The sequence below is a fragment of the Mesobacillus boroniphilus genome (assembly GCF_018424685.1).
GTDB classification, from domain to species: Bacteria; Bacillota; Bacilli; order Bacillales; family Cytobacillaceae; genus Mesobacillus; species Mesobacillus boroniphilus_A.
Genome location: NZ_QTKX01000002.1, coordinates 774,000 through 794,743, shown reverse-complemented (window position 1 = coordinate 794,743; position 20,744 = coordinate 774,000). Strand labels below are relative to the sequence as shown.

The following is a 20,744-nucleotide window of genomic DNA, read 5'->3' as shown; positions in this document are numbered from 1 at the left end:
CTCCTACCCAATCATCACTTTTCCAGCTGGATATCGATAATGATCCTCTTTTCTTTTTTTCGTAACTGCAAAAGCCAGTGTTAACGGACCAATCCTGCCCGCGAACATCGTAATGGTAATTAATACTTTTCCGTATGAAGATAGTTCTGGCGTCAAACCCATTGATAGGCCGACAGTCGAAAAAGCTGAGACAGTTTCGAAAAATATCATCAAAAAATCTTTTCCCGGTTCCGTAATCGTCAATATCATTGTAATCGAACCTACTAGGAATAGTGCAATCAGCGAAACCGTCATTGCCTTTGAGATAATGCTGTAATTCATTCTCCTGCCAAAGAATGTGATATCCTCGCGGCCGCGAATTTGCGACTTAACTGCACCAATCAGAACCGCAAATGTTGTTGTTTTGATTCCGCCGCCCGTCGAACCTGGAGAAGCTCCAATGAACATCAAGAAAATGATTAAAAATAAAGTTGATTGCTTCAGGTCCGGAATATTCAATGTATTGGATCCGGCTGTTCTTGGGGTGACAGCTTGATAAAACGCACCGAATATTTTACCAGTCATCGACATTGGCTTCAAGGTCGATGGGTTGTTAAATTCCATGATAAAAATCAAGAGAGCTCCTCCGAACACCAAAACTCCGGATACCGCCATGACGATTTTTGAGTGCAAGGAAATTCTCCTAGTGCTTCGATACTCGAAAAGCTCATTCATGACGATGAATCCAATCCCTCCTAAACTAATAAGAGAAATCATGGTGAGATTGACAATCGGGTCTTCTACGTATTCAGTCAGACCTTTAAAGCCGCCCATCAGGTCAAATCCCGCATTGTTAAAGTTAGAAACTGCATGAAAGAAACCAAAATAGATTGCTTTTCCCGCAGCCATTTCCTGCGAAAACCTTAGAGACAAAATGATTCCACCAGTAATCTCCACTACGGCAGTAAAAATGAAGATTCGTTTGACAAGCCTGACAATCCCTTCTACAGTCGCGTTGTTCATTGATTCCTGGATAATCAGTCTTTCTTTAAACGAAATTCTTTTGCCCAAAATAAACGCGAGCAAAGTTGCGAAACTCATGAATCCCAGTCCGCCAATCTGGATCATTGACAGGATGACCATTTCCCCGAAACGTGTGAAGATATCACCTGTATCAACGACGACAAGGCCTGTTACACAAGTTGCTGAAGTTGCCGTAAACAATGCATCCAAAAACGTAAGTCCTCTGCCATTAACTGTGGAAGCTGGCAGTGAGAGCAAAAGTGTCCCTAAAAGAATAATGGCTCCGAATCCGATAACAAGTACTTTCGGGGGATCCATCCTAAAAAACAATTGCCTACGCATGATCCTTCCTTCTTTCCTTAGTATGAGGAATTACGCGTCTAATATTTCTTTGCAGGGACATTGTTCAAACTGGATTTTAAGATAGTCGACATATCTAAAATACCGCAAAACAAAAAAGCCCCCAGAGGCTAAAAGATAGCAGCCTTGTGGACTTTTGAACATACTCGTCACACAAGCTTCATCTTCCTCTTCTGCAACGCTTACGGAGTTAGCTGTCGGATTAGGGCTCAGAATAGCCCCGCCTATCATTTAGGCCTCACCCCAAGTGGATTGCATCCACAAAGTTGGTTCCCCCGCTCCTGTCGGATTCAGCGATTTAGAAATATGAAACTCTTTTAATTTTGTTCAGTAATCTGAAACTGTTGTAATCATACTCCTCCTGCAATCTGGTTGTAAACATGAACAGGACGCCAAATATCGCTTTTTTTAACCAAATTAATTCGTTATTTATGGCAAATCTTCGTTTCTCTCACTGAATCGCAGTTTTTCTTGGTTTCTTACTTTTTCAGTTGGTAAACCTTTAGGAGGATTTCAACTACAATTGAACGCGGTTTATAGTGGTTCATTTAAAGGTAAATAATAGGGATTGTGAATAAACTGGTGTTTTGAATCGAGATTGCGGGAGGTTATTGTGGATGAAAGCCATGATTATTTTGAATCCATCATCCGGAAAAGAAAAAGCGAATGATTACGCTGAAAAAATAGATGAAACCTTACGGGAACAATATGATGATATAGATATCCGGAAAACGGAAAAAGAAGGCGATGCAGCCGCTTTTGCTACTGAAGCCTGCGTGGCTTTATATGATGCGGTCATTGCCATGGGAGGAGATGGGACAATCAATGAGGTTATAAACGGTCTTGCTGAACAAGCTCACCGGCCTGCACTTGGCATCATACCACTTGGTACCATCAATGATTTTGCCAGGGCACTCAATATACCGCTGGAACCATATGAAGCCATTTCGATTCTGGATGAGCAAAACCTACGTTCTGTGGATATAGGTAAAATCAATGAGAATTACTTCGCTAATGTAATAGCAGTCGGGGCGATTGCAGAAGCTTCTTACAGTGTAAGCCCTGAATTAAAAACAAGACTTGGTTCACTTGCTTATTTTATGGAAGGGGCTAAATCATTCTTAAGTGCAGAAACAATCGATGTATCTGCCGAACACGAAAGCGGAACATGGGAAGGCCAGACCTTCCTGCTGCTTGCAGCGCTGACCAATTCTGTTGGCGGATTCGAAGATCTTGCACCTGAAGCAAACGTGAATGATGGAAAATTGCATGTTTTTATGATCAAAAAAATGTCCGTGCCGAAGATCGCCACACTCATCCCTTCGCTTTTAAAGGGTGAATTGGAGGAGAGTGAAGAAGTAGAGTATTTTTGCACCTCCTTTCTGAACGTTTCCTCCGATAAGCGCCATGTGGTGAATATCGATGGTGAAGAAGGTGAACCATTGCCATTCAATGCAAAAGTCCTGCCCAGTCATTTAGAAATTTTTGTACAAGGAAATAATAAATAGAAAAAACCTGAGCAGGGACTTTGTCCAGCTCAGGTTTTTGCCTTATTTTACACTTGAATTAAAGTTGTAGAAGAATTTAGCCGTGATTGATCCATCTGCGTTTTCCTTGATGCCAGTTACATGGATTCCAGAATCTGCAGGTGTTTCGCTAAAGCCTTTCCAGAAGTAGTAAGAACCTGTGTGAACATTGCCACTTACTGGAGTGATTTTGCTGCCAGTCTTGAAGAAGTCACCTGCATCCCCGCGGTTTACGTTCTTCTCTAGATCATACAAGCCATCTGCCTGAAGAACAGACAATCCATAGTGTGTCACCACATCACCATTGCTTGCAGTCTGTGACTGGTTGTACTGGAAGCGCTTGTTCATCCAGTTTTCAACATTGTTCGGACGGAAGCCAGCTGTCTGGTAAAGGTTGATGACATTTTCGTCGACATGCCATGCAACTAGACCATGTGCGTTTTCTCCCTGACGGATCATACCCTTGTTAAAGCCATCCTGCTGCATATTTTCAAACAGGAAGTATTCTGTACCGTTTGAACCTGGAACTTCCATTTTAACGATTCCGTTATCAGCAGTTGCTTTGTTTGCAGCTGGTAATGTGATTTCCCTTACCTCGCCTGGCTTAACTTCGATTGGATTTGCCCAGCCTAAGAAAATCTTTGAGAACGGATCGAAGTGGGTTGGAGAGTTTCCACCGTATTCAGGCTTATTAGGATAACGCATCCAAGAACCACCAGACATCAGAGAGTAGTTTCCTACACCTTCAGATGAGTAGAGTGTATCATAGAAATCTGGCAGGCCTAGTGCATGTCCAAATTCGTGCGCATAAACACCAGTCTGTACTGGGAATGGACCCGTTTTCGCTTCTTCTTTATAAGTGTTTGTTGCTGCATCAAAACCAGCTACGTTACCGCCGATTCCTGGCTGAATGTTGTAGTTGTTTACGACTACTCCATCGTACGTCATTTCTTCTGCAACTGTTTTGTTAATCCATTCATTAACGCTAATTCCTTCGTATTGAGCTGCTGTTTTGCCAGTTTCATAGTATTTGCCATAGTAAAGCGCGCTTAGCAAGCTCCATTTGTGAGACCAGAACTGGCCTGGGTCACGGCTGTATTCAGCACCTGTTCCTTCGTGGACGACGAAGACGTTTGGAACATTACCATCTTCATCAGCATATTTAGAAAAGTCTACTTGATCATCCGCTGCTTTTAACAGATCTCGGATGAATTCGCCTGTATGGGCATCGCCGTTTACGTTTCCAAGCTTATATACTCCGCCTTCTGCATAAGTACCTTCCTGATCAAGATAGTAAGAGGCACCCTTTGGCAACTCGACCCACACGAATTCAGTGTTCTCTTTGCGAACCAAATTCGTTTTTCCGTAACTTGATTCTTTGTAAGCATTTTGCATCGTACGGTCTTTAGGAACATCATCGCCATCGTACTTTTGGAATTGTGGCAGCTCGTAAGGATTATATTCTTCACCAAAAATTAAATCCTCATAATATTCCGCAGGAACTTGCCCTGACATGTCCCCAATCGGCTCGTCACCATCTTTGTACTTAGCCAGAAGAACGAGTACCGGAATATCACCAGTTGCTTCTTTATAAGCAACATGTTTATCTCCTGGCTGCTGGAATTTCGCTCCAGTTTGTGCAATCTTTTCAGCAGGATCAACCTTAGAAATATCAATTCCTAATTCCTTGGCTCTATCAACCAACTCAGGAGTAGCACCTACATGATGCGCAAGGCTTAATTCATATTTACTTTGTGGTTTTACTGCAGAATCAGTTGGGCTGACTCCCGCAAATACTGCACTACCTGCTAAAGCAAGAGAAAGCGCAGAAGTTGAAAGGACTTTTAACACACTGTTCACTCCCTATTAGAATATTTCTATTTACTAAATAATATAAAATATTCAGTATATTCTAAATAGGGATAATGGCTTATTTGATAGGTTTTACTGTGCTTCGAAAGACTTAAATTACGACAAAAGTAACTATATTACCATAATAATCCATTAATATTAAATAACTGAAAAGCAAACGGTCAAGAGACTGCCAACATAATTTTTTAGGACATCATTTCGCGCAATTCCTTCGAACCTGTCTGAATTCCAAAGGATTCTTTGACAGCTTTCCCTCTTCACCTTAAAAGCTGTCTGAATAACCATGGTTTCTTGACAACTTTGGTGCTTTCCTCTTAAAACCTGTAAAAATAACGGTGGTTTCTCGACAGCTTTGGGGCTTTCCTCTTGAAACCTGTCAAAATAACGGTGGTTTCTTGACAGCTTTGGGGCTTTCCTCTTGAAACCTGTCAAAATAACGACCGTTTCTTGACAGCTTTGAGGCTTTTCTCTTGAAACCTGTCAAAATAACGGTGGTTTCTTGACAGCTTTGGGGCTTTCCCCTTGAAACCTGTCAAAATAACGATGGTTTCTTGACAGCTTTGAGGCTTTCCTGTTGAAACCTGTCATAATAACGACCGTTTCTTGACAGCTTTGAGGCTTTTCTCTTGAAACCTGTCAAAATAACGACCGTTTCTTGACAGCTTTGGGGCTTTCCTCTTGAAACCTGTCAAAATAACGGTGGATTCTTGACAGCTTTTGCCTCTTCACCTTAAAAGCTGTCTGAATAACAATGGTTTCTTGACAACTTTGGTGCTTTCCTCTTGAAACCTGTCAAAATAACGGTGGTTTCTTGACAACTCGCCCGCAACCTCCTCCAAACCTTTCTGAATTCTGCTCAATTTTAAGAGAGCATTCCTCGTACCTCCCCGAAACTAGTAGTAAGTTTAGCTCAAACAAACAAGACTCCGCGAAGCGAAGTCTTGTTTAAAAATGCCCTTACAAGATATCCATCCAAATCTTGATTGCAGTACCTAAGATCAAGAATGCGAGGATGTACTGAAGAACCTTAGTATTCACTTTCTTACCAGCATTTGCACCCATTGGCGATGCGATTAGGCTGGCAACTACCATGATCAATGCTGGCCAAAATTCTACCTGGCCAGTGGCAATTTTACCTACTGTGGATCCTATGGAAGAAATGAACGTGATTGCTAATGAAGTAGCAATTGTCATTCTAGTTGGGATCTTCAGGACAACTAGCATGATTGGCACAAGTAGGAATGCTCCTGCTGCACCTACGATACCTGCTCCTATCCCGACGACGAAAGCGAAGGATGCTGCTAGCCATTTATTGAAAGTAACCTGGTCAAGCGGGATATCATCTACGCCCTTCTTCGGAACAAACATCATGATTGCTGCAATTAATGCCAAAATACCATAAACGAGGTTGATGCCGCCTTCGGACAAGAATCCAGAGCCGTAGCTTCCGATTAATGACCCAACAAGAATCGCGGAACCCATATAGATGATCAATGTTTTGTTTAAGTACCCGCCTTTACGATATGCCCAGACACCACCGATTGTAGCGAAGAATACCTGTACAGCACTAATTCCTGATACCTCATGGGCACTGAACGCCGCAATTCCAAACAATGGCGGAATGTATAATAACATAGGGTATTTAATGATTGAACCGCCGATTCCAACCATCCCGGAAATATAAGAACCAATAAAACCGATTAAAAATATGACGACCAAAAAAGTAAAATCCATCTGGCTTCCTCCTTTATCGTTAACTTAAAGCAAAAGAAAAGGGAGACAAGCTCCCCCTTCGTTTAATTACGCCTTCTTCATCCAGAACTTGAACACTCCGTTTTCTTCTTCGTGCTTTAGAAGTTCATTACCAGTAGACTGCGCCCAAGCTGCAAGATCTTTTACAGCGCCTTTATCAGTTGTATGGATTTCTAGTACTTCTCCAGATTGAAGGTCAGTGATTGCCTTTTTAGTTTTGACGATTGGCATTGGACAAGCTAGTCCTTTTGCGTCTAATACTTTTGCTACGTTCATGTTAAAATCCTCCTTGGTTGTATAAAAAGTTGTATTTTTCGAATGTGATCAGGGGAGCTAAGTCCCTGTAGGAATTTATCTTACCGCACAGCGGTTAGGCCCGATTTCCATTTCTCTTTGCTTCTCATCATCAGGGCTGATTTTACCCATGTTTGTTTCACGAATCTCCTGGTATGCATTTGGCTGCGGCGGCAGATTCTCAGTTACAAGTCTGCGGAATTCAGCTTCGTCTTCGATGTTCAATCCGTGGTTTTTCGCGAATAGTGTACCTAATTTTTCAGATACGCTGCCATCTTCATTCAATTCGTCGATGATCATGAAGTGTGCAGGAAGAACGACAAGCTCATCAGAAAGCTGCTTGTAACGAGTGTAAAGAGAGTTTCTCAGGTCTGCTACCCAGTCTTCTGCTTTACCAGCCAGGTCAGGGCGTCCAATTGAGTCAATGAATAGTATATCCCCGGAAAGAAGATATTTTTCATCTACCACAAAGGAAGTAGAACCGATTGTGTGGCCTGGAGTGTATAGTGCATTGATGTCGATGTTTGTGTCACCGATTTTTACATTGTTGCCATCTTCTAGAGGCTGGTAGTTGAATGTTACTTCATCAGCATCTTTTGGAGGCAGCCAGTATGTTGCGCCTGTTGCTTCAGCAATTTTTCTGCCGCCGGAAATATGGTCTGCGTGCAGGTGTGTATCGAATACATGCTTGATTTCTACGCCAAGCTCTTTGGCGAAATCAAGATACACATCAGTCATTCTTGTAGCGTCGATAAAAGCAGCTTCACCGTTTGAAACGACTGCATAAGATAGGCAGCCTTTTCCGATACGGACGAACTGGTACATTGATCCGCCATCCTTAAGATCGCCAACCTTGACAGGCTCTAGGTGTTCACTCCACGCTTTCATGCCGCCTTGAAGATAAGACACTTCTCGGCCTGCTTCTTCAAGCAATTCAGCAACCATTACTGAAGAACCTTCTTTTGCACATACAACAAGAACTTCTTTATCAGTAGGTACTTTATCAAGGATCTCTTCTACTCCATCAAGGAGATCGAAGTAAGGGATGTTCAAGTAATCGAAGTTTTCTCCTTCGATTTTCCAGTCATTGAAGTCGCTCTCGTTACGGACATCAAGGATGAAAAATGGTTCTTTATTGAATACTTTTTTCGTTACTTCTTTAGACGTCATTGCTTTCATAATCTACTTTACCTCCCTGGGTATACTTTTTTCAAAAAAAAGAATTATTGTACTTTTGTTTCAGTTGGTCCATTCCATTCAGACATACCTGGAACAACATTCCAGACCTTTTCAAAACCTTTGCTTACAAGTGCCTGGGAAGCCATATCACTTCTGTTGCCTGTGCGGCAAACAACGAGGATTGTTTTAGACTTATCAAGTTCAGCCACACGATTTTCAAGATCACCAAAAGGAATTGAAATTGCATTTGGGATATGTCCGAAAGCATATTCAGCTGGCTCTCTTACATCAAGGACAACAACATCCTCATTTGCTTCAAGCTTATTTACAACATCGTCGTTTGAAACAATATTTGGATATTTTGTTTCTTCCTGTTCTTCACCTGAACCGCCTTTACGGATATAGTGTTTAAGAACTTCGCCTTCTTCAATGGTTCCAAGATATTGGTTGCCAGAGCTTTTAGACCATGCCTGGATATCTGCTCTAGAACCTTTATCCGTTGCGAGCACCTCTAAAACCTCGCCCGGATTTAAATTGTTGATTGCTTTTTTAGTTCGGACAATCGGCATTGGGCAAGCAAGCCCTTTTGCGTCGACTGTTGCATTTGTTTTAACAGTTTCCATTGGTCGACCTCCAATTATTAGTATCTATTAGATGAACAGGTTGACGTTTCCGTCTTCTGCATCAGCCAGGTAAGCTGCTACACCAGCAAACTCTACGCCATCCATGATTTCTTCTTGCGTAAGGCCAAATAAGTCTACTGTCATTTGACAGGCAACAAGTTTTACATCCTGTTCTTTTGCCATGTCAATCAAGTCTGGAAGCGGCATAGCATTGTGCTTTTTCATTACATCTTTGATCATCTTAGGGCCAAAACCTGCAAAGTTCATTTTTGACAATCCTAATTTGTTAGCGCCTCTTGGCATCATCTTAGCAAACATCTTTTCAATGAAGCCTTTGTCAGCCTGGATCGGCTCATCTTTCCTTAGAGCATTCAAGCCCCAAAACGTGTGGAAAATTGTCACTTCATGATCATAGGCAGCTGCACCATTAGCAATGATATAAGCAGCCATGACTTTGTCATAATCTCCACTGAATAAAATAATCGTAGTTTTCTTCTGTTCTCCCATTATCTCTCTCCCCCTCTTAATTACGGTAACGGGTATTTATAACTGCAAAAAAATATAATATCTTTTCTACGTTGTATACGTTGTTTAATACCTTACAGGGTATATATTATTAGAGATCGCTCCTTTTGTCAACCGTAATTATGAATTTTTTATGACTTTTTTAATCTTGATTATTTCCAACCTTAAAAGAACAGTGATTGACGCGGATATTTACATCATATGTTTTCTTTTTGAAATTGTTGATAGGAATTGGAATGGGAGTCGAAAGGAAAAATGAGAAGAACTGCAGTTGGTAACATTATTTAATAGAAGAAAAAGTTTTCTGGGATAAGAAAAGGATAAGAAAGGTAGTGAATCAATAAGCGATAAACTAGTAAATTTAATAGAAGAAGTAATAGTGGAAAAGTAAAAAGAAAATAAAAGCCTGGGTTAATAAATCTTTATAATTAGCAGATTGTAAAGATTGTGATCCAGGCTTGATCAATCTTCATCAAGCATCCTATATTTTACACTTTCATCGTAAAGCCTGTTTTTCTTGCTCCAGGCCCAGATCATTCCTGCTGAAGCAGTGAATGCGAACATAACCATGAGTAATAGCCAAGCTCCAGGTACCATAACTGCACCTCCTTTTTTAAAATTGTCTTATACTATCGAATTACTCTAACAGAATTCTCCGAAACCGTCCAGAGTATATTTCAGGGGGTTGTAAAAAAAAACCTTTGGGATTACAATGTGTTCAAAATATTTTGGGAGGTAGACAAATGGAACATCAATCCCTGGGTTTTTACTTCGATTTTCTTTATTATATCGGAGTGCCTATCCTGATTATCTTCGTCCTTGATACATTACGCAAAAAGTATAATAAAAAAGAAGAACAAAATTAGAAATCACCTGACAGAGCGAAATCTTTTCGTTCTGTTTTTTTTTGGCAAAATTGTAATTAAACCAGGTTTTTTTCCAGTTAGAAAGCTAGTATAAAACAATTGGATAACACCATAAAAAACTTGAATAACTTTATTTCTCTATGGGATGTATCATGTAACATAGCAGATTGTGAAGAAATTGTGAAATATTTGTGTTTATTTTATGAACAAGGGAGTGTCAAAATGTTTACAGACGAAAAATGGAGTTCTTCCAAGAACTGGTTCATCGCTGCTGTCTTCTGGATCATCATCGGCATGAGCATGGGACTTCTTACTGCAACAAAACAAATTTGGCCAGAATTGTTGAACAATCGCTGGTTCACTTACGGGCATGTTCGCTCGGCACACGTAATGCTCGTCATCTACGCGTGGTTATCAATGGCTTATGTAGGCTCAATGTTCTACATGATTCCAAAGCTTGCTAAAACAAAGGTTTATAGCGAAAAGCTTGGGAATTTCGCTCTAGTATTTTATAACGTTGTTATTTTAGAAGGTTTCTTCGCATTGCTTTTTGGCCAAACCGAGGTAATCGAGTATGGAGAATTCCCACTATGGGTTGACGTTCAGCTTCTTGTCGCAATTGGACTTGTAGCTTATAACCTTTTCAAGACAGTTGGACGCCGCCAAGAAAAAATGCTTTATGTCAGCCTTTGGTATTTCCTTGGCTCATTGCTATGGCTGCCATTGACTTGGATTGTCGGGAACTTCCCGGCTCAATGGATTCCAAGTGGAGTACAGCAAGGTTTGATGGGTTGGTTCCTTGGACATAACGCAATCGGCCTTTGGATGACAACAGTCGGTGTTGGACAGATTTACTACTTGCTGCCTAAATTGACTGGACGACCTTTATACAGCCACCAGTTATCAATGATTGGTTTCTGGGCAATCGCTACTTTCTATGTATGGAATGGTCCTCACCACTTGATGAATGGACCGATCCCAGGCTGGATCTCAAAAGCTGGGGTTATTCCTTCAATCGTTCTATTGATCCCGGTTTGGGCAGTTCTAGCCAACTTCTGGGGAACAATGAAAGGTTCTTGGTCACAAACAAGAACGAGTGTACCGCTTCGTTTCACAGTAGCGGGTACGATTTTTTACCTATTCGCATGTCTTCAGGGACCTTTGCAAGCCCTTCCATCTGTAAGTTCAGTCATTAAGTTCACTCACTGGACTGTTGGGCATGCACATATGGGACCATTCGGTGCGTTCTCTTTCACATCTTTCGCAGCAATCTATTACATCCTGCCTAAAATCGTTGGACGCGAAATGTTCAGCAAGAGAGCAATGGAAGCTCACTTCTGGTTCTCTACTGTCGGTTTCTTAGTATTCGCATTCTCATTGTGGATCGCAGGAGTTGTCCAAGGATTCGCATGGATCGAAGGCGTTCCATTCTTGCAGACTGTATTGATGATGGAACCTTACGTACAAGGCCGCGCAATCGGTGGAACGATGATGTATGTAGCTCAATTCTTCCTGGCATGGAACATGTATAAAACTATTAAACTTGCAAAACTTGAGAAAAAACAGCAAGCACAGCAGCAAGCTGCTTCTGCTTAATGAGGAGGGAAAACGTTGGAACGTAAACCATCAGCTGTATTAATCGTTGCTTTAATTCTATGGACTTTCGGTGTAGCCGGAACGGTCATCCTTCCCCTCTTCGACCAGGAAATCAACTCTGCAACTGCAAGCGGTGAGCTTCGCAATTACCCAGAGGATTCTGCTGAAGCAAGAGGAAGAGAAATTTATATCCAAAACGGCTGCCAGACTTGCCATACACAATTCGTCAGAGCATTGCCTGCTGATACGAATCAAAATCTAGGTCCAGTTACTAAGGGCGGAGATTATAAATATGATTTACCACATCTATTGGGATCTAACCGTACTGGCCCGGATTTGATGTGGGTTGGCTTGAAATATAACGAAGACTGGCAGCGCCAGCACTTGATTGATCCTCAATCTACAAGCCCTGGAACAATCATGCCTTCTTTCGATTATTTATCTAATCAGGAACTTGATGATCTTGTCGCCTATTTGATGAGCCTCAAGCCAACTGAAGAAAGATTGGAAGAGTATAAAAAGGAAATGAGCGAAGCGAAAAACCACAATTAAGATTCCTTGATAATTAACATCCCTTTCCTTAAGCCCCCGGGTTTAGGGGAAGGATTTCATCTTATTAACAGGATTAAAAGGCAGGTGGAAGAAAGTGAAAAAGGAATATCAACAACATGAAAGTAAAGAAGCGGATATCGTATCTGACATTAAGATTGAGCATAACAAGGTGCCAAAGCTTTTGGTCGTTGTATTTTATGTTGTAGCAATCTGGGCAATCGGATATGCGATCTTCATGCCTGGTAAGCTTGCAGTCGAACCTGCTGCTGCTCCACAGGATAATAAAGGAGAGCTTATTTTTGAAGGCACTTGCCTGAGCTGCCACGCCACTGGTGCAGCACCTGACCTAAGCGGGGTAACAGACAGGATGCCTGAGGAAGACATTAAAAATGTCATCAAAAAAGGCCGTAACTCAATGCCAGCTATCGGTCATCTTTATACCGAAAAAGAAATCGACATGGTCTATGAATACTTAAAGGACTACAGATAAGGAAAGGAGGATTCTCGTGGGTAAAACTATAACAAGATGGGCATTTTTTATCATTATTTTCACTCTGCCGTTCTGGAACGGCTTCAGGATGGATATCGACAACGAAAAGCTGTTCTTATTCGGCTTCGAATTATCCTATGAAGCTGGCTATCTATTTTTCGTTTTCTTATTCTTGTTCCTGATGGCTTTCCTGGCACTATCAATGATCGTGTACAGAGCGTTTTGCCAGTATGCTTGCCCGCACAATACGTTCAGCATGCTTTTGAACAAGATTGAAGCAAAACTAGGTGATAAAGGCAAGGCAGTAACATTCCTGCTGGCCCTGGTTGTAAGCTTCTTCATGGCTTACGCGACAGTAAGTTACTTTTACAATCCTATAACGATCTGGGAATCACTCGTTAACTTTGAAATGAACAAATACTTCTTCCTTGTAACTTCAACAGCTGTTCTATATACAGCTTTATCTTACAAGGCAAGGAACTCATTCTGTAAGGTTTGCCCATACGGACTTGCCCAGGGCATTTCACGCGTAGATGACAAAACTCAATGGCTTACACATCCAGGAGTATGGATTACATGGGGTACAACAACTGCCCTTGTGCTAGTCCTGCTTGTTGGATGGTTCTAATTTAAAAACAAAGTGAGGTGAGAACATAAATGAATAAAATCTTGAAACTATCAGCATTCGCGCTTCTGTCGGTATCACTTACTGCCTGCTCCGAAGCGGCAGTAAAGAATGTATCCCTAGATGATGTAAACAATAAGGATCTTCCACCGATCCATGAAGACTATTCATCTAACTGGTGGAAGGATCAGCCAAACGGAAACGCAGATACCAATATGGACTGGAATGGTGAAGGCTGGATCCTGTCAGCCAACGAAGTTAGTAATGGAGTTGCCATCGCCGATATCAAAACTGGAAACGTGGTTAAATACTTTCAAAGCTCAGGTACTCCCCACCATGTTCATTTGAACAAAGAGCAGACATGGGCTTTTGCGACACAGCGTTACGGAACAAGCGTTTTAGCCATCAATATGGAGACACTCGAGTCTCATGACATCAATTTCCCAGGCTTTGAGGACGCTCCTGCTCCACAGCACCTGACATTCTCGCATGATGGCAAATACGCCTTTACTTCACTGAATGGCGTTGGCGCAGTTGGTATGATCGATGCCACCACTGCTAAATTAGTGAAAGTTTTTAAAGATGTAGGGAAAAAACCAAGGGATTTAAACGTCACGCCTGATGGCAAAAAGTTGTTTGTCAGCTTGCAGGCAGAATCTTTCATTACAGTCATTGACATTGAAACTGGTGAAACAAGATACCTTGAAAGAACAGAGACTGATTATGGAAAAGGAACAGGCTCTGGTCTTGATATGTCAAATGATGGAAAGTATGTTGCTGTTTCAAATACAGCGGACAATGAAGTTGCTATTTATGATGCAGAGACTGAGAAACTGCTCAAGAAAATCGGGGATATTCCTAAACCGGTTAACGTAAGCTTCATGGGTAACACCTATGACCTCGTCACCGGTAACCGTAATGATGGATCAATTTCCATTATTGATACCGAAAAGTTAAAGCTTGTCAAAACAATTAAGACTGGCGCTGGAACAAACATCCCTTACCTTGGTCCGGATGGATACTGGTATACTTCCCAAAACGGTGCTGGTTTCTTAACTGTCCTTGATCCAGAAGATAATTATAAAATTGTAAGAAAGATTTGGGGCGTCCAAAACATCCACTGGCTCGCATGGAGTCCAGATGGAAGCATGATGTTCGGTTCTAACTGGGGAGATAAAACACTCACTAAAATTGATTTGACGAAAAAGAAGGATTTCAGACAGACAATTCCTGTTGGTTTGAATCCAAACGGAATCGCGATCAAGACGAATGTTCCTAAAGATCAGCTTCTCGCTCACCAGAAAGGCAATGAGGAAGAAGCAAACAAAATCAAGAAAGCTTCAACACTTGTTTTTCCGGAAGCAAGAAATGTCAATGAAGAAGCATTCCTTGGCACATGCCTGACTTGCCATGATATCGGACGAATCATGAGAAACAACAGTAAAGGTGCAGAGGCATGGACATCGGTTGTAGACCGCATGAAAGGGAACGGGGCAAAAATGACCGATGAACAAAGACAGCAAATCATCGATTATCTTGCTTCTGATGAGCATAAATCTCTTTCAATTCAAACTGAACTTGAGCTCGAACTTTCTAAACAAAATATGGATAAAGAATAAGAGAAAAGCTTGCTCGGCCACGCCATTCTCTTGAATGGGCCATAACAAAAAATCCTAATGCCTCTTTAACAAGAAGCATTAGGATTTTCATCTAAGTTTCTTATATAGTTCCATAATCTCTCATGAAGATTGGATTTAAACTGTTTATCCTTCCTTAACAGGTAGAATGGACGATAACGGTTCCTGTCTATGAAAGGACTGACAATGAGCTGCCGAGATTGAACTTCAGGGCAGATTGCCAGCTTGGAAAAGACAGCAACACCAAGCCCATTTTTCACACCCTCTTTGATTAGCGTGTTGCTATTATAAACAAGGACCGATTTCGGCTTGATATTTAATCCATTCCATAAATCGAGAGTTGCCTGCCTCATCGCGCAGCCTGGCTCGCGAATCAGCCAAGTCATTTCTTCAAGCTTTGAGGGCTTCTGGTCGGAGGGGTCAATCCTAAGCTGAGGAGAAACACCGAGAACGAGCAAGTCATCATAGAACTCATGAGAAATAAAGTCATATCGGCCAGCTTGTCCCTCGACAAGAGCAAGGTCGATATCAGAAGCATAAAGCAAATCCGTTATATGCACAGAGGTTCCGATGGTGATTTGGATTTGGTTGCTTGTTATATCAGGATTCAACTTTATGAAATCTTGAACCATTTTAGAGATCAGACATTCGCCGATCGTATTGCTGCAGCCAATCTTGATGGATTGACTGGAATCGCCTTCTGCCATAAGGTTTTCCAGCTTCTCATTCAATGCTATCAAATGCTGGCCGTGTTCAAATAGTGTTTTGCCTGCCTCTGATAATTTGATTTTGCGATTGGACCTGATGAACAACTGTTTATTATAATAAGCCTCTAACTGGCTGATTTGATGACTGACGGCTGGCTGAGAAAGATTCAGCATCTTCCCTGCCTGGGAGAAGCTCTCATATTTAGCAGCAGCAATGAATGTCTTTAAATGTTCTAAATTCAATATGATCGCACCCCTTTATACTATAGAATTGGAGGGAATAAAATGAAAAAAGTAGAGATCGTCGTAACCGTTATCGTATTGTCTGCATTTATTTTCGGTCTGATGTACTTTACCAAGGATGAATCCGTAACATATCGTGATGTTAAATTTGAAATCGCCTCTCTGGCCATCTTATCCACTGTTTCCCTGTTCACTTTTTTCGGGATCAGAAGAAACTTAAACCATTAATTTGCATTATACCACAGAGGGTTTAATTTGAAGATGTAAAATTTTAAATGTAAAACCTAGGAAATCTCCTAGGTTTTATTTTTTTTCTTGAAACAGTATACTAGCAATCAAAAGAAATAATCATCACAACCTGCAAAAGTGAGAGATTTAATTTGAAAGTTTTCTACAGTAATAATACAATTATAAAATAATATACCATTAGGGGTATAATTTCAAGAACCTTAATTAATCCTTAACAAAAACATCACAAGATAGATAACAGAAAAGGAGTGAATATTTATAATGACAGAAATCGGATTATTTTTTGCTTTTACTGCTGGAATTTTATCATTTTTCTCCCCTTGCGTGTTCCCTCTCCTCCCAGCTTACATAACACATTTAACTGGCGGGAAAATCGAGGGAACTAAAGTAGCTGTGGATCGTGCAACCCTTTTTATCCGTTCATTTGGATTCATTGTCGGTTTTAGCTTGATTTTTATTGTCATGGGTGCCTCGGCATCGTTCCTGGGACAGGCTTTTGCAAACTACCGGACAATTGTGATGCAAATTGCTGGTTTGCTGATCATCATCTTCGGCCTGCAGATGGCCGGCTTGCTGAACATTAAATTTCTGATGATGGAAAAGAAGGTGCATTCCGAAACAAAGCCGAAAGGTGCATTCAGTTCTGTGTTCCTAGGGATGGCGTTTGCCAGCGGATGGTCACCTTGTGTCGGACTTGCACTCTCCTCCATCCTGCTTTTGGCGAGTTCTTCCGATACTTTATACCAGGGAATGTACCTGCTGACTTCTTATTCTCTTGGAATGGCCGTTCCTTTCCTTATCATATCTTTTGTCATTTCTTATTCATTAAAAGCAATCAAGAAGATCAACAAATATCTTTCTAAGCTAGCTCTGGTGAATGGTATGATAATGGTAGGAATGGGCTTCCTTGTCCTTTCCGGGCAAATGCAGAAAATCAGTGCCTGGCTGTCTGCTTACAGCTTATTTGGAGTTTAAGAACCTGCTGTATAGCTTTTTCAATAAGTTGATGCAAGTCAGTGTTAAGGAGTGACCTATCAAGTGAAGAAAGAACTGATCGGCAAAAGTGTACTGGTTGTTGAAGATGACCCTAAAATCCGCACACTTGTTAAAATTTATTTGACGAATGAAGGCTATGAGGTGCTAGAAGCTGACAACGGGGTTGTCGCCCAGGAAATGATTGAAAAATATGATCCATGCATCCTGATTCTTGACCTGATGCTCCCCGGCAAAAACGGTGAAGAGATTTGCCGCTGGCTTCGCAATGACCTGGAAAGCATGATGCCTGTCATCATGCTAACCGCAAAGGCTTCTGAAAAAAGCAGGATCGAAGGCTTCAAGCTAGGCGCAGATGATTATGTCGTAAAACCATTCAGCCCGGCTGAGCTGATGGTCAGGATTGAAGCGGTGTTACGAAGGACCGCAAGCCGATGCGGTAAATTGACTTTTACAGGTCTTACAATCAAGCCGGCAAAAGGGCAGGCAATGGTCGATGGCGAACCAATCGATTTGACCAATTTTGAGTTCAGGCTGCTTCATATGTTCATGCAGCATCCGGGGCAAATCCTTTCGAGGGCACAAATACTCGACACAATCTATGAAAATAACGAAAAAGCCGTCACAGAGCGGACCATTGACGTCCATATCAAGAATCTCCGGGAAAAAATAAAAGGAAAAACGCCCAAAGATTATATTCAGACCGTAAGAGGAATGGGGTATAAATTTGCGGCGAATTAAAAGCATGGCGGACTTGTTACTATCTAAGCTTGTGGCAATCAACAGCATAGTCATCCTGCTTGTCATCATGCTTGCAGGGATATCCGTGAAGGATTACGCCTGCTTTCTAGTCAATAATGAACAGGTGACAGGAACGCAGCTGGTTGAAACATTGAATTCATTCCTAATCAAAGTTAGCGTGATTGCATTTATCATGGCCGGACTTTTACATTATTTTTCAGTAAAGCGGATCGTGAATCCAGTTAAATCGATGGCTGTGGCCGCAAACCAAATAAAAGAAGGCAAAATCCCTTCGAAGATAGATATCACTGCAAGCGGAGAATTGGGAGAGCTTGTAACGAATTTTAATGCCATGACGGAAACACTATCTGTGGTACAAACACGGCGTGAGGAAATGCTCCGGGATATCGCCCATGAGTTGAGGACCCCGTTAACGAATATCAACGGCTACCTTGAAGCCCTCCATAACGGTGTATTGACAGGAGAACGCGAGCTGTTCGGTTCTCTTTTGGAGGAATCCAATCGGATTACAAGGATTGTCGACCTGATCGCCGAGATTGACACTTGGAATAAAGAGGTTTACTTCCTTGAGAAACAGTTTGAAGTAACTGATATTAAACAAGTCATGGCAGAATCACTGGCAGCCTTTCAGCTGAAGCTATCCAACAAATTCGAAACATTCAGCCAGCATATAGAATACGCTACCATTTTTGGCCATGCAGACGGCTTAAAGCAAGTCATGTCCAATCTGCTGCAAAATATCATAGAGTATGATACTGGCGGGGACCTTTCAATAACAGCACAGCCTGATGGTAAGGTATACAAAATTACTTTTTCCCATAAAGGAAAATACATTGATCCGGAGATGAAAGAACTCATTTTCGAACGATTTTACAGGCTTGAAGAATCCCGCAGCACAAAAGCTGATGGTGCAGGACTTGGACTTGCCATCGCCAAAAGCATCATTGACGCCCATCAAGGTGAAATCGGCGTTGATACAGATGGGCATAATCACTCATTTTGGGTAACGATTCCAATCCACCGCAAATCTTAATCATTCCTTAACAATACGATCACATACTCGTTGATAAAGACTGTTTTCGTACAAAAGGAGCGATTGTGATGGAATTTACCTACTATAACGAAAAACTGATTGGTCAGCTTGAATATGGATTCCTGCCAATATCTCCGAATACTGAGATGGGCTACAGGCCTATGGAACTGTTCGTATCCTCTTTAACAGGATGCAGTACCTCGGTGCTCGCAAATATTCTTACCAAGAAGAGAATAGACTATAAAAGAATTGACGTACGAGTGTCAGCAACGAGGGATCCAGAAGAGGCACTACGGATCGAACAATTGATATTCAATGTAAGCGTCCAGACTGACACAGTGGATAAGGCAGACCAAGCTGATAAGCTTGCCCGACTTGTCCTGAAAAATTGCGGCATGATTCAATCTGTTATCGGAAGTATAGATGTCCGTTATCAGATTGAATTTACGCCAGACCAGCCAAAAAAAGGTGATGTTGCTTGAACTATATAACTTTCGGCAGATTCACACTGCCTGCAGATTTGCTGGCAGCGTTTGCTGCCATTTTTATCGGAGCCTTGATTTACCGGGCCAGGGAGAAAAAGAGTATCGATGATTGGTTTTGGAACAGCTTCTTTATCTACATAGCGATATACAAGTTAAGCTATGCAGTCTTTAATTTTAAAATGTTCCTTGACACCCCCTTATCCCTCCTTTATTTTAATGGAGGTACCGCAGGTCAGATCCTTGCTTTCCTGGGAATCGCCATCTATTTATATTGGCTATCAAGGGCAAAGGGGAGCACCATCACACCAGAAGAATATATCCCTGCGTACTTTATATTCTTTTTACTGTATTGGACAGGGTTATTTGCGTTCTCACAGGACTTCCTCGCCGCTGCGATACAGGCTGTCCTAATGATAGGCTTCATTTTGTTTTATTTAAAAAACATTAAGCTTACTATGGAGTATGCAATATTGTTCCTGATGCTCGAAGCACTAATACTTAGCCTGTTTTCCGATTTGCTCGCAGTGGAGAACCTGCTGATCTTCGCACTCGGAGTTTACTTAATCATTTTTCAGCGTTTAAATAAGGAGGAAATTCAGCATTGAATAAAAATCTTTTATCATTCGCGATTTTAGCACTGGCTGTCGTCATTCTTGTCGTGAATATCTGGAAACCGGGATCAACAGAAAGCGAGAAGAACACAACAGCTCCAGCAGGAGAATCTGTAGAAACAACAGAAGATATTCCAGGCGCGAAGCTTTCTTCTTTGCGTGAAGGAGCAGAGGCTCCTGATTTTGAGTTGAACACTCTTGATGGAGAAACAATTAAACTTTCTGAGCTCCGAGGCAAAAAGGTCATCCTTAACTTCTGGGCAACATGGTGTCCTCCATGTAAAGCCGAAATGCCGCACATGCAGAATTTCTATGAAGAAAACAAGGACAATGGCGTTGAAATCATTGCAGTCAACCTGACAAATATGGATAAAGGCGCTGATGAAGTCCAAAAATTCGTTGGCGAATATGGATTAACATTCCCTATTCCTTTAGATGAAGAAGGTGTCGTCGGTACGACCTATCAGGCTTTCACCATTCCAACAAGCTACATCCTCGATGAAAACGGTGTGATTACAAAGAAAATTGTTGGCCCTATGGATGAGAAAATGATGAAGGAACTAACTGGGGTTAAATAAGAAAAAGTCGCGGCCGGGGCCGTGACTTTTTTTGCTTAGATTTGCTTCGCCTCTGAAATGTCCATTAAACACTTTTCTTGGACATTTTGGCCTTGCTTCGCCTTCAAAATGTCTATTAAACCCTTTTTCTTAGACATTTCGGCGCTGCTTCTCCTTCAAAATGTCCATTAAACCCTCTTCCTTG

Annotated in this window: 23 protein-coding genes and 1 riboswitch; of the genes, 14 read left to right on the top strand and 9 right to left on the bottom strand. The window is 41.6% G+C overall.

Annotated elements, in window-relative coordinates:
- Positions 1–3: 3 nt before the first annotated feature.
- Positions 4–1,344 (bottom strand): TrkH family potassium uptake protein, encoded by a 1,341-nt coding sequence (locus DYI25_RS16750; protein ID WP_213370934.1) that lies wholly within the window; start codon positions 1,342–1,344, stop codon positions 4–6.
- 181 nt (positions 1,345–1,525) lie between these two features.
- A riboswitch (cyclic di-AMP (ydaO/yuaA leader) is annotated at positions 1,526–1,668 on the bottom strand.
- Positions 1,669–1,979: 311 nt separating this feature from the next.
- Here DYI25_RS16750 and DYI25_RS16745 point away from each other — a divergent pair.
- The gene (locus tag DYI25_RS16745; protein ID WP_213370932.1) at positions 1,980–2,870 is read left to right on the top strand and encodes a diacylglycerol/lipid kinase family protein; all 891 of its coding nucleotides are present in this window, start codon (positions 1,980–1,982) and stop codon (positions 2,868–2,870) included.
- A gap of 42 nt (positions 2,871–2,912) precedes the next feature.
- Here DYI25_RS16745 and DYI25_RS16740 read toward each other — a convergent pair whose 3' ends face one another.
- The 7 genes from DYI25_RS16740 to DYI25_RS22635 form a co-directional block, all read right to left on the bottom strand.
- A complete protein-coding gene (locus tag DYI25_RS16740; protein ID WP_213370930.1) occupies positions 2,913–4,739 on the bottom strand; it encodes a M6 family metalloprotease domain-containing protein in 1,827 nt (608 codons plus the stop codon).
- Between the two features lie 978 nt (positions 4,740–5,717).
- Positions 5,718–6,494: a sulfite exporter TauE/SafE family protein gene (locus DYI25_RS16735; RefSeq protein ID WP_213370928.1), complete on the bottom strand. Its 777-nt coding sequence runs from the start codon at positions 6,492–6,494 to the stop codon at positions 5,718–5,720.
- Between the two features lie 66 nt (positions 6,495–6,560).
- Positions 6,561–6,788: a sulfurtransferase TusA family protein gene (locus DYI25_RS16730; RefSeq protein ID WP_023626705.1), complete on the bottom strand. Its 228-nt coding sequence runs from the start codon at positions 6,786–6,788 to the stop codon at positions 6,561–6,563.
- 75 nt (positions 6,789–6,863) lie between these two features.
- Positions 6,864–7,985 carry an MBL fold metallo-hydrolase gene (locus DYI25_RS16725; RefSeq protein WP_213370926.1) on the bottom strand — a complete coding sequence of 374 codons (1,122 nt, stop codon included), beginning with the start codon at positions 7,983–7,985 and terminating at the stop codon, positions 6,864–6,866.
- Positions 7,986–8,029: 44 nt separating this feature from the next.
- Entirely contained in the window at positions 8,030–8,608 is a 579-nt protein-coding gene (locus DYI25_RS16720; RefSeq protein ID WP_213370924.1) for a sulfurtransferase TusA family protein, read from the bottom strand.
- Positions 8,609–8,635: 27 nt separating this feature from the next.
- Positions 8,636–9,115 (bottom strand): DsrE/DsrF/DrsH-like family protein, encoded by a 480-nt coding sequence (locus tag DYI25_RS16715; protein WP_213370922.1) that lies wholly within the window; start codon positions 9,113–9,115, stop codon positions 8,636–8,638.
- A gap of 480 nt (positions 9,116–9,595) precedes the next feature.
- Positions 9,596–9,730, bottom strand: a complete 135-nt coding sequence (locus DYI25_RS22635) for a hypothetical protein (RefSeq protein ID WP_274609520.1) — start codon at positions 9,728–9,730, stop codon at positions 9,596–9,598.
- Between the two features lie 146 nt (positions 9,731–9,876).
- On the opposite strand from DYI25_RS22635, the gene DYI25_RS22630 reads away from it, so the two are divergent.
- From DYI25_RS22630 to DYI25_RS16690, 6 genes are all read left to right on the top strand, one after another.
- Positions 9,877–9,999, top strand: a complete 123-nt coding sequence (locus DYI25_RS22630; RefSeq protein WP_264191041.1) for a hypothetical protein — start codon at positions 9,877–9,879, stop codon at positions 9,997–9,999.
- Positions 10,000–10,221: 222 nt separating this feature from the next.
- A complete protein-coding gene (locus DYI25_RS16710; protein ID WP_213370920.1) occupies positions 10,222–11,595 on the top strand; it encodes a cbb3-type cytochrome c oxidase subunit I in 1,374 nt (457 codons plus the stop codon).
- A gap of 15 nt (positions 11,596–11,610) precedes the next feature.
- Entirely contained in the window at positions 11,611–12,147 is a 537-nt protein-coding gene (locus DYI25_RS16705) for a cbb3-type cytochrome c oxidase subunit II (protein ID WP_213370918.1), read from the top strand.
- 94 nt (positions 12,148–12,241) lie between these two features.
- Complete coding sequence (locus DYI25_RS22730; protein WP_213370916.1) at positions 12,242–12,637, top strand: c-type cytochrome; 396 nt, start codon at positions 12,242–12,244, stop codon at positions 12,635–12,637.
- A 16-nt stretch (positions 12,638–12,653) separates the two neighbouring features.
- Positions 12,654–13,265 carry a 4Fe-4S binding protein gene (locus DYI25_RS16695; protein ID WP_213370914.1) on the top strand — a complete coding sequence of 204 codons (612 nt, stop codon included), beginning with the start codon at positions 12,654–12,656 and terminating at the stop codon, positions 13,263–13,265.
- 29 nt (positions 13,266–13,294) lie between these two features.
- On the top strand, positions 13,295–14,881 hold the full coding sequence (locus tag DYI25_RS16690) for a beta-propeller fold lactonase family protein (RefSeq protein WP_213370912.1): 1,587 nt from the start codon (positions 13,295–13,297) through the stop codon (positions 14,879–14,881).
- A 65-nt stretch (positions 14,882–14,946) separates the two neighbouring features.
- Here the strand turns inward: DYI25_RS16690 and DYI25_RS16685 are convergent, their stop codons facing one another.
- Complete coding sequence (locus DYI25_RS16685) at positions 14,947–15,849, bottom strand: LysR family transcriptional regulator (RefSeq protein WP_213370910.1); 903 nt, start codon at positions 15,847–15,849, stop codon at positions 14,947–14,949.
- Between the two features lie 42 nt (positions 15,850–15,891).
- Here DYI25_RS16685 and DYI25_RS16680 point away from each other — a divergent pair, with 42 nt between their 5' ends.
- From DYI25_RS16680 to DYI25_RS16650, 7 genes are all read left to right on the top strand, one after another.
- Positions 15,892–16,077 (top strand): hypothetical protein, encoded by a 186-nt coding sequence (locus DYI25_RS16680; RefSeq protein ID WP_213370908.1) that lies wholly within the window; start codon positions 15,892–15,894, stop codon positions 16,075–16,077.
- Positions 16,078–16,359: 282 nt separating this feature from the next.
- Positions 16,360–17,073, top strand: coding sequence for a cytochrome c biogenesis CcdA family protein (locus DYI25_RS16675; RefSeq protein WP_213370906.1), 714 nt, complete (start codon positions 16,360–16,362; stop codon positions 17,071–17,073).
- A 63-nt stretch (positions 17,074–17,136) separates the two neighbouring features.
- Positions 17,137–17,832: a response regulator transcription factor gene (locus DYI25_RS16670; protein WP_342032530.1), complete on the top strand. Its 696-nt coding sequence runs from the start codon at positions 17,137–17,139 to the stop codon at positions 17,830–17,832.
- On the top strand, positions 17,819–18,886 hold the full coding sequence (locus tag DYI25_RS16665; RefSeq protein ID WP_249745485.1) for a sensor histidine kinase: 1,068 nt from the start codon (positions 17,819–17,821) through the stop codon (positions 18,884–18,886). Before DYI25_RS16670 ends, DYI25_RS16665 begins: the two co-directional genes overlap by 14 nt.
- Positions 18,887–18,954: 68 nt before the next feature.
- Positions 18,955–19,368, top strand: a complete 414-nt coding sequence (locus tag DYI25_RS16660) for an OsmC family protein (protein WP_213370904.1) — start codon at positions 18,955–18,957, stop codon at positions 19,366–19,368.
- Entirely contained in the window at positions 19,365–19,976 is a 612-nt protein-coding gene (locus DYI25_RS16655; protein WP_213370902.1) for a hypothetical protein, read from the top strand. Before DYI25_RS16660 ends, DYI25_RS16655 begins: the two co-directional genes overlap by 4 nt.
- Positions 19,973–20,560: a redoxin domain-containing protein gene (locus DYI25_RS16650; RefSeq protein ID WP_213370900.1), complete on the top strand. Its 588-nt coding sequence runs from the start codon at positions 19,973–19,975 to the stop codon at positions 20,558–20,560. Before DYI25_RS16655 ends, DYI25_RS16650 begins: the two co-directional genes overlap by 4 nt.
- The last annotated feature ends 184 nt before the right edge of the window (positions 20,561–20,744 follow it).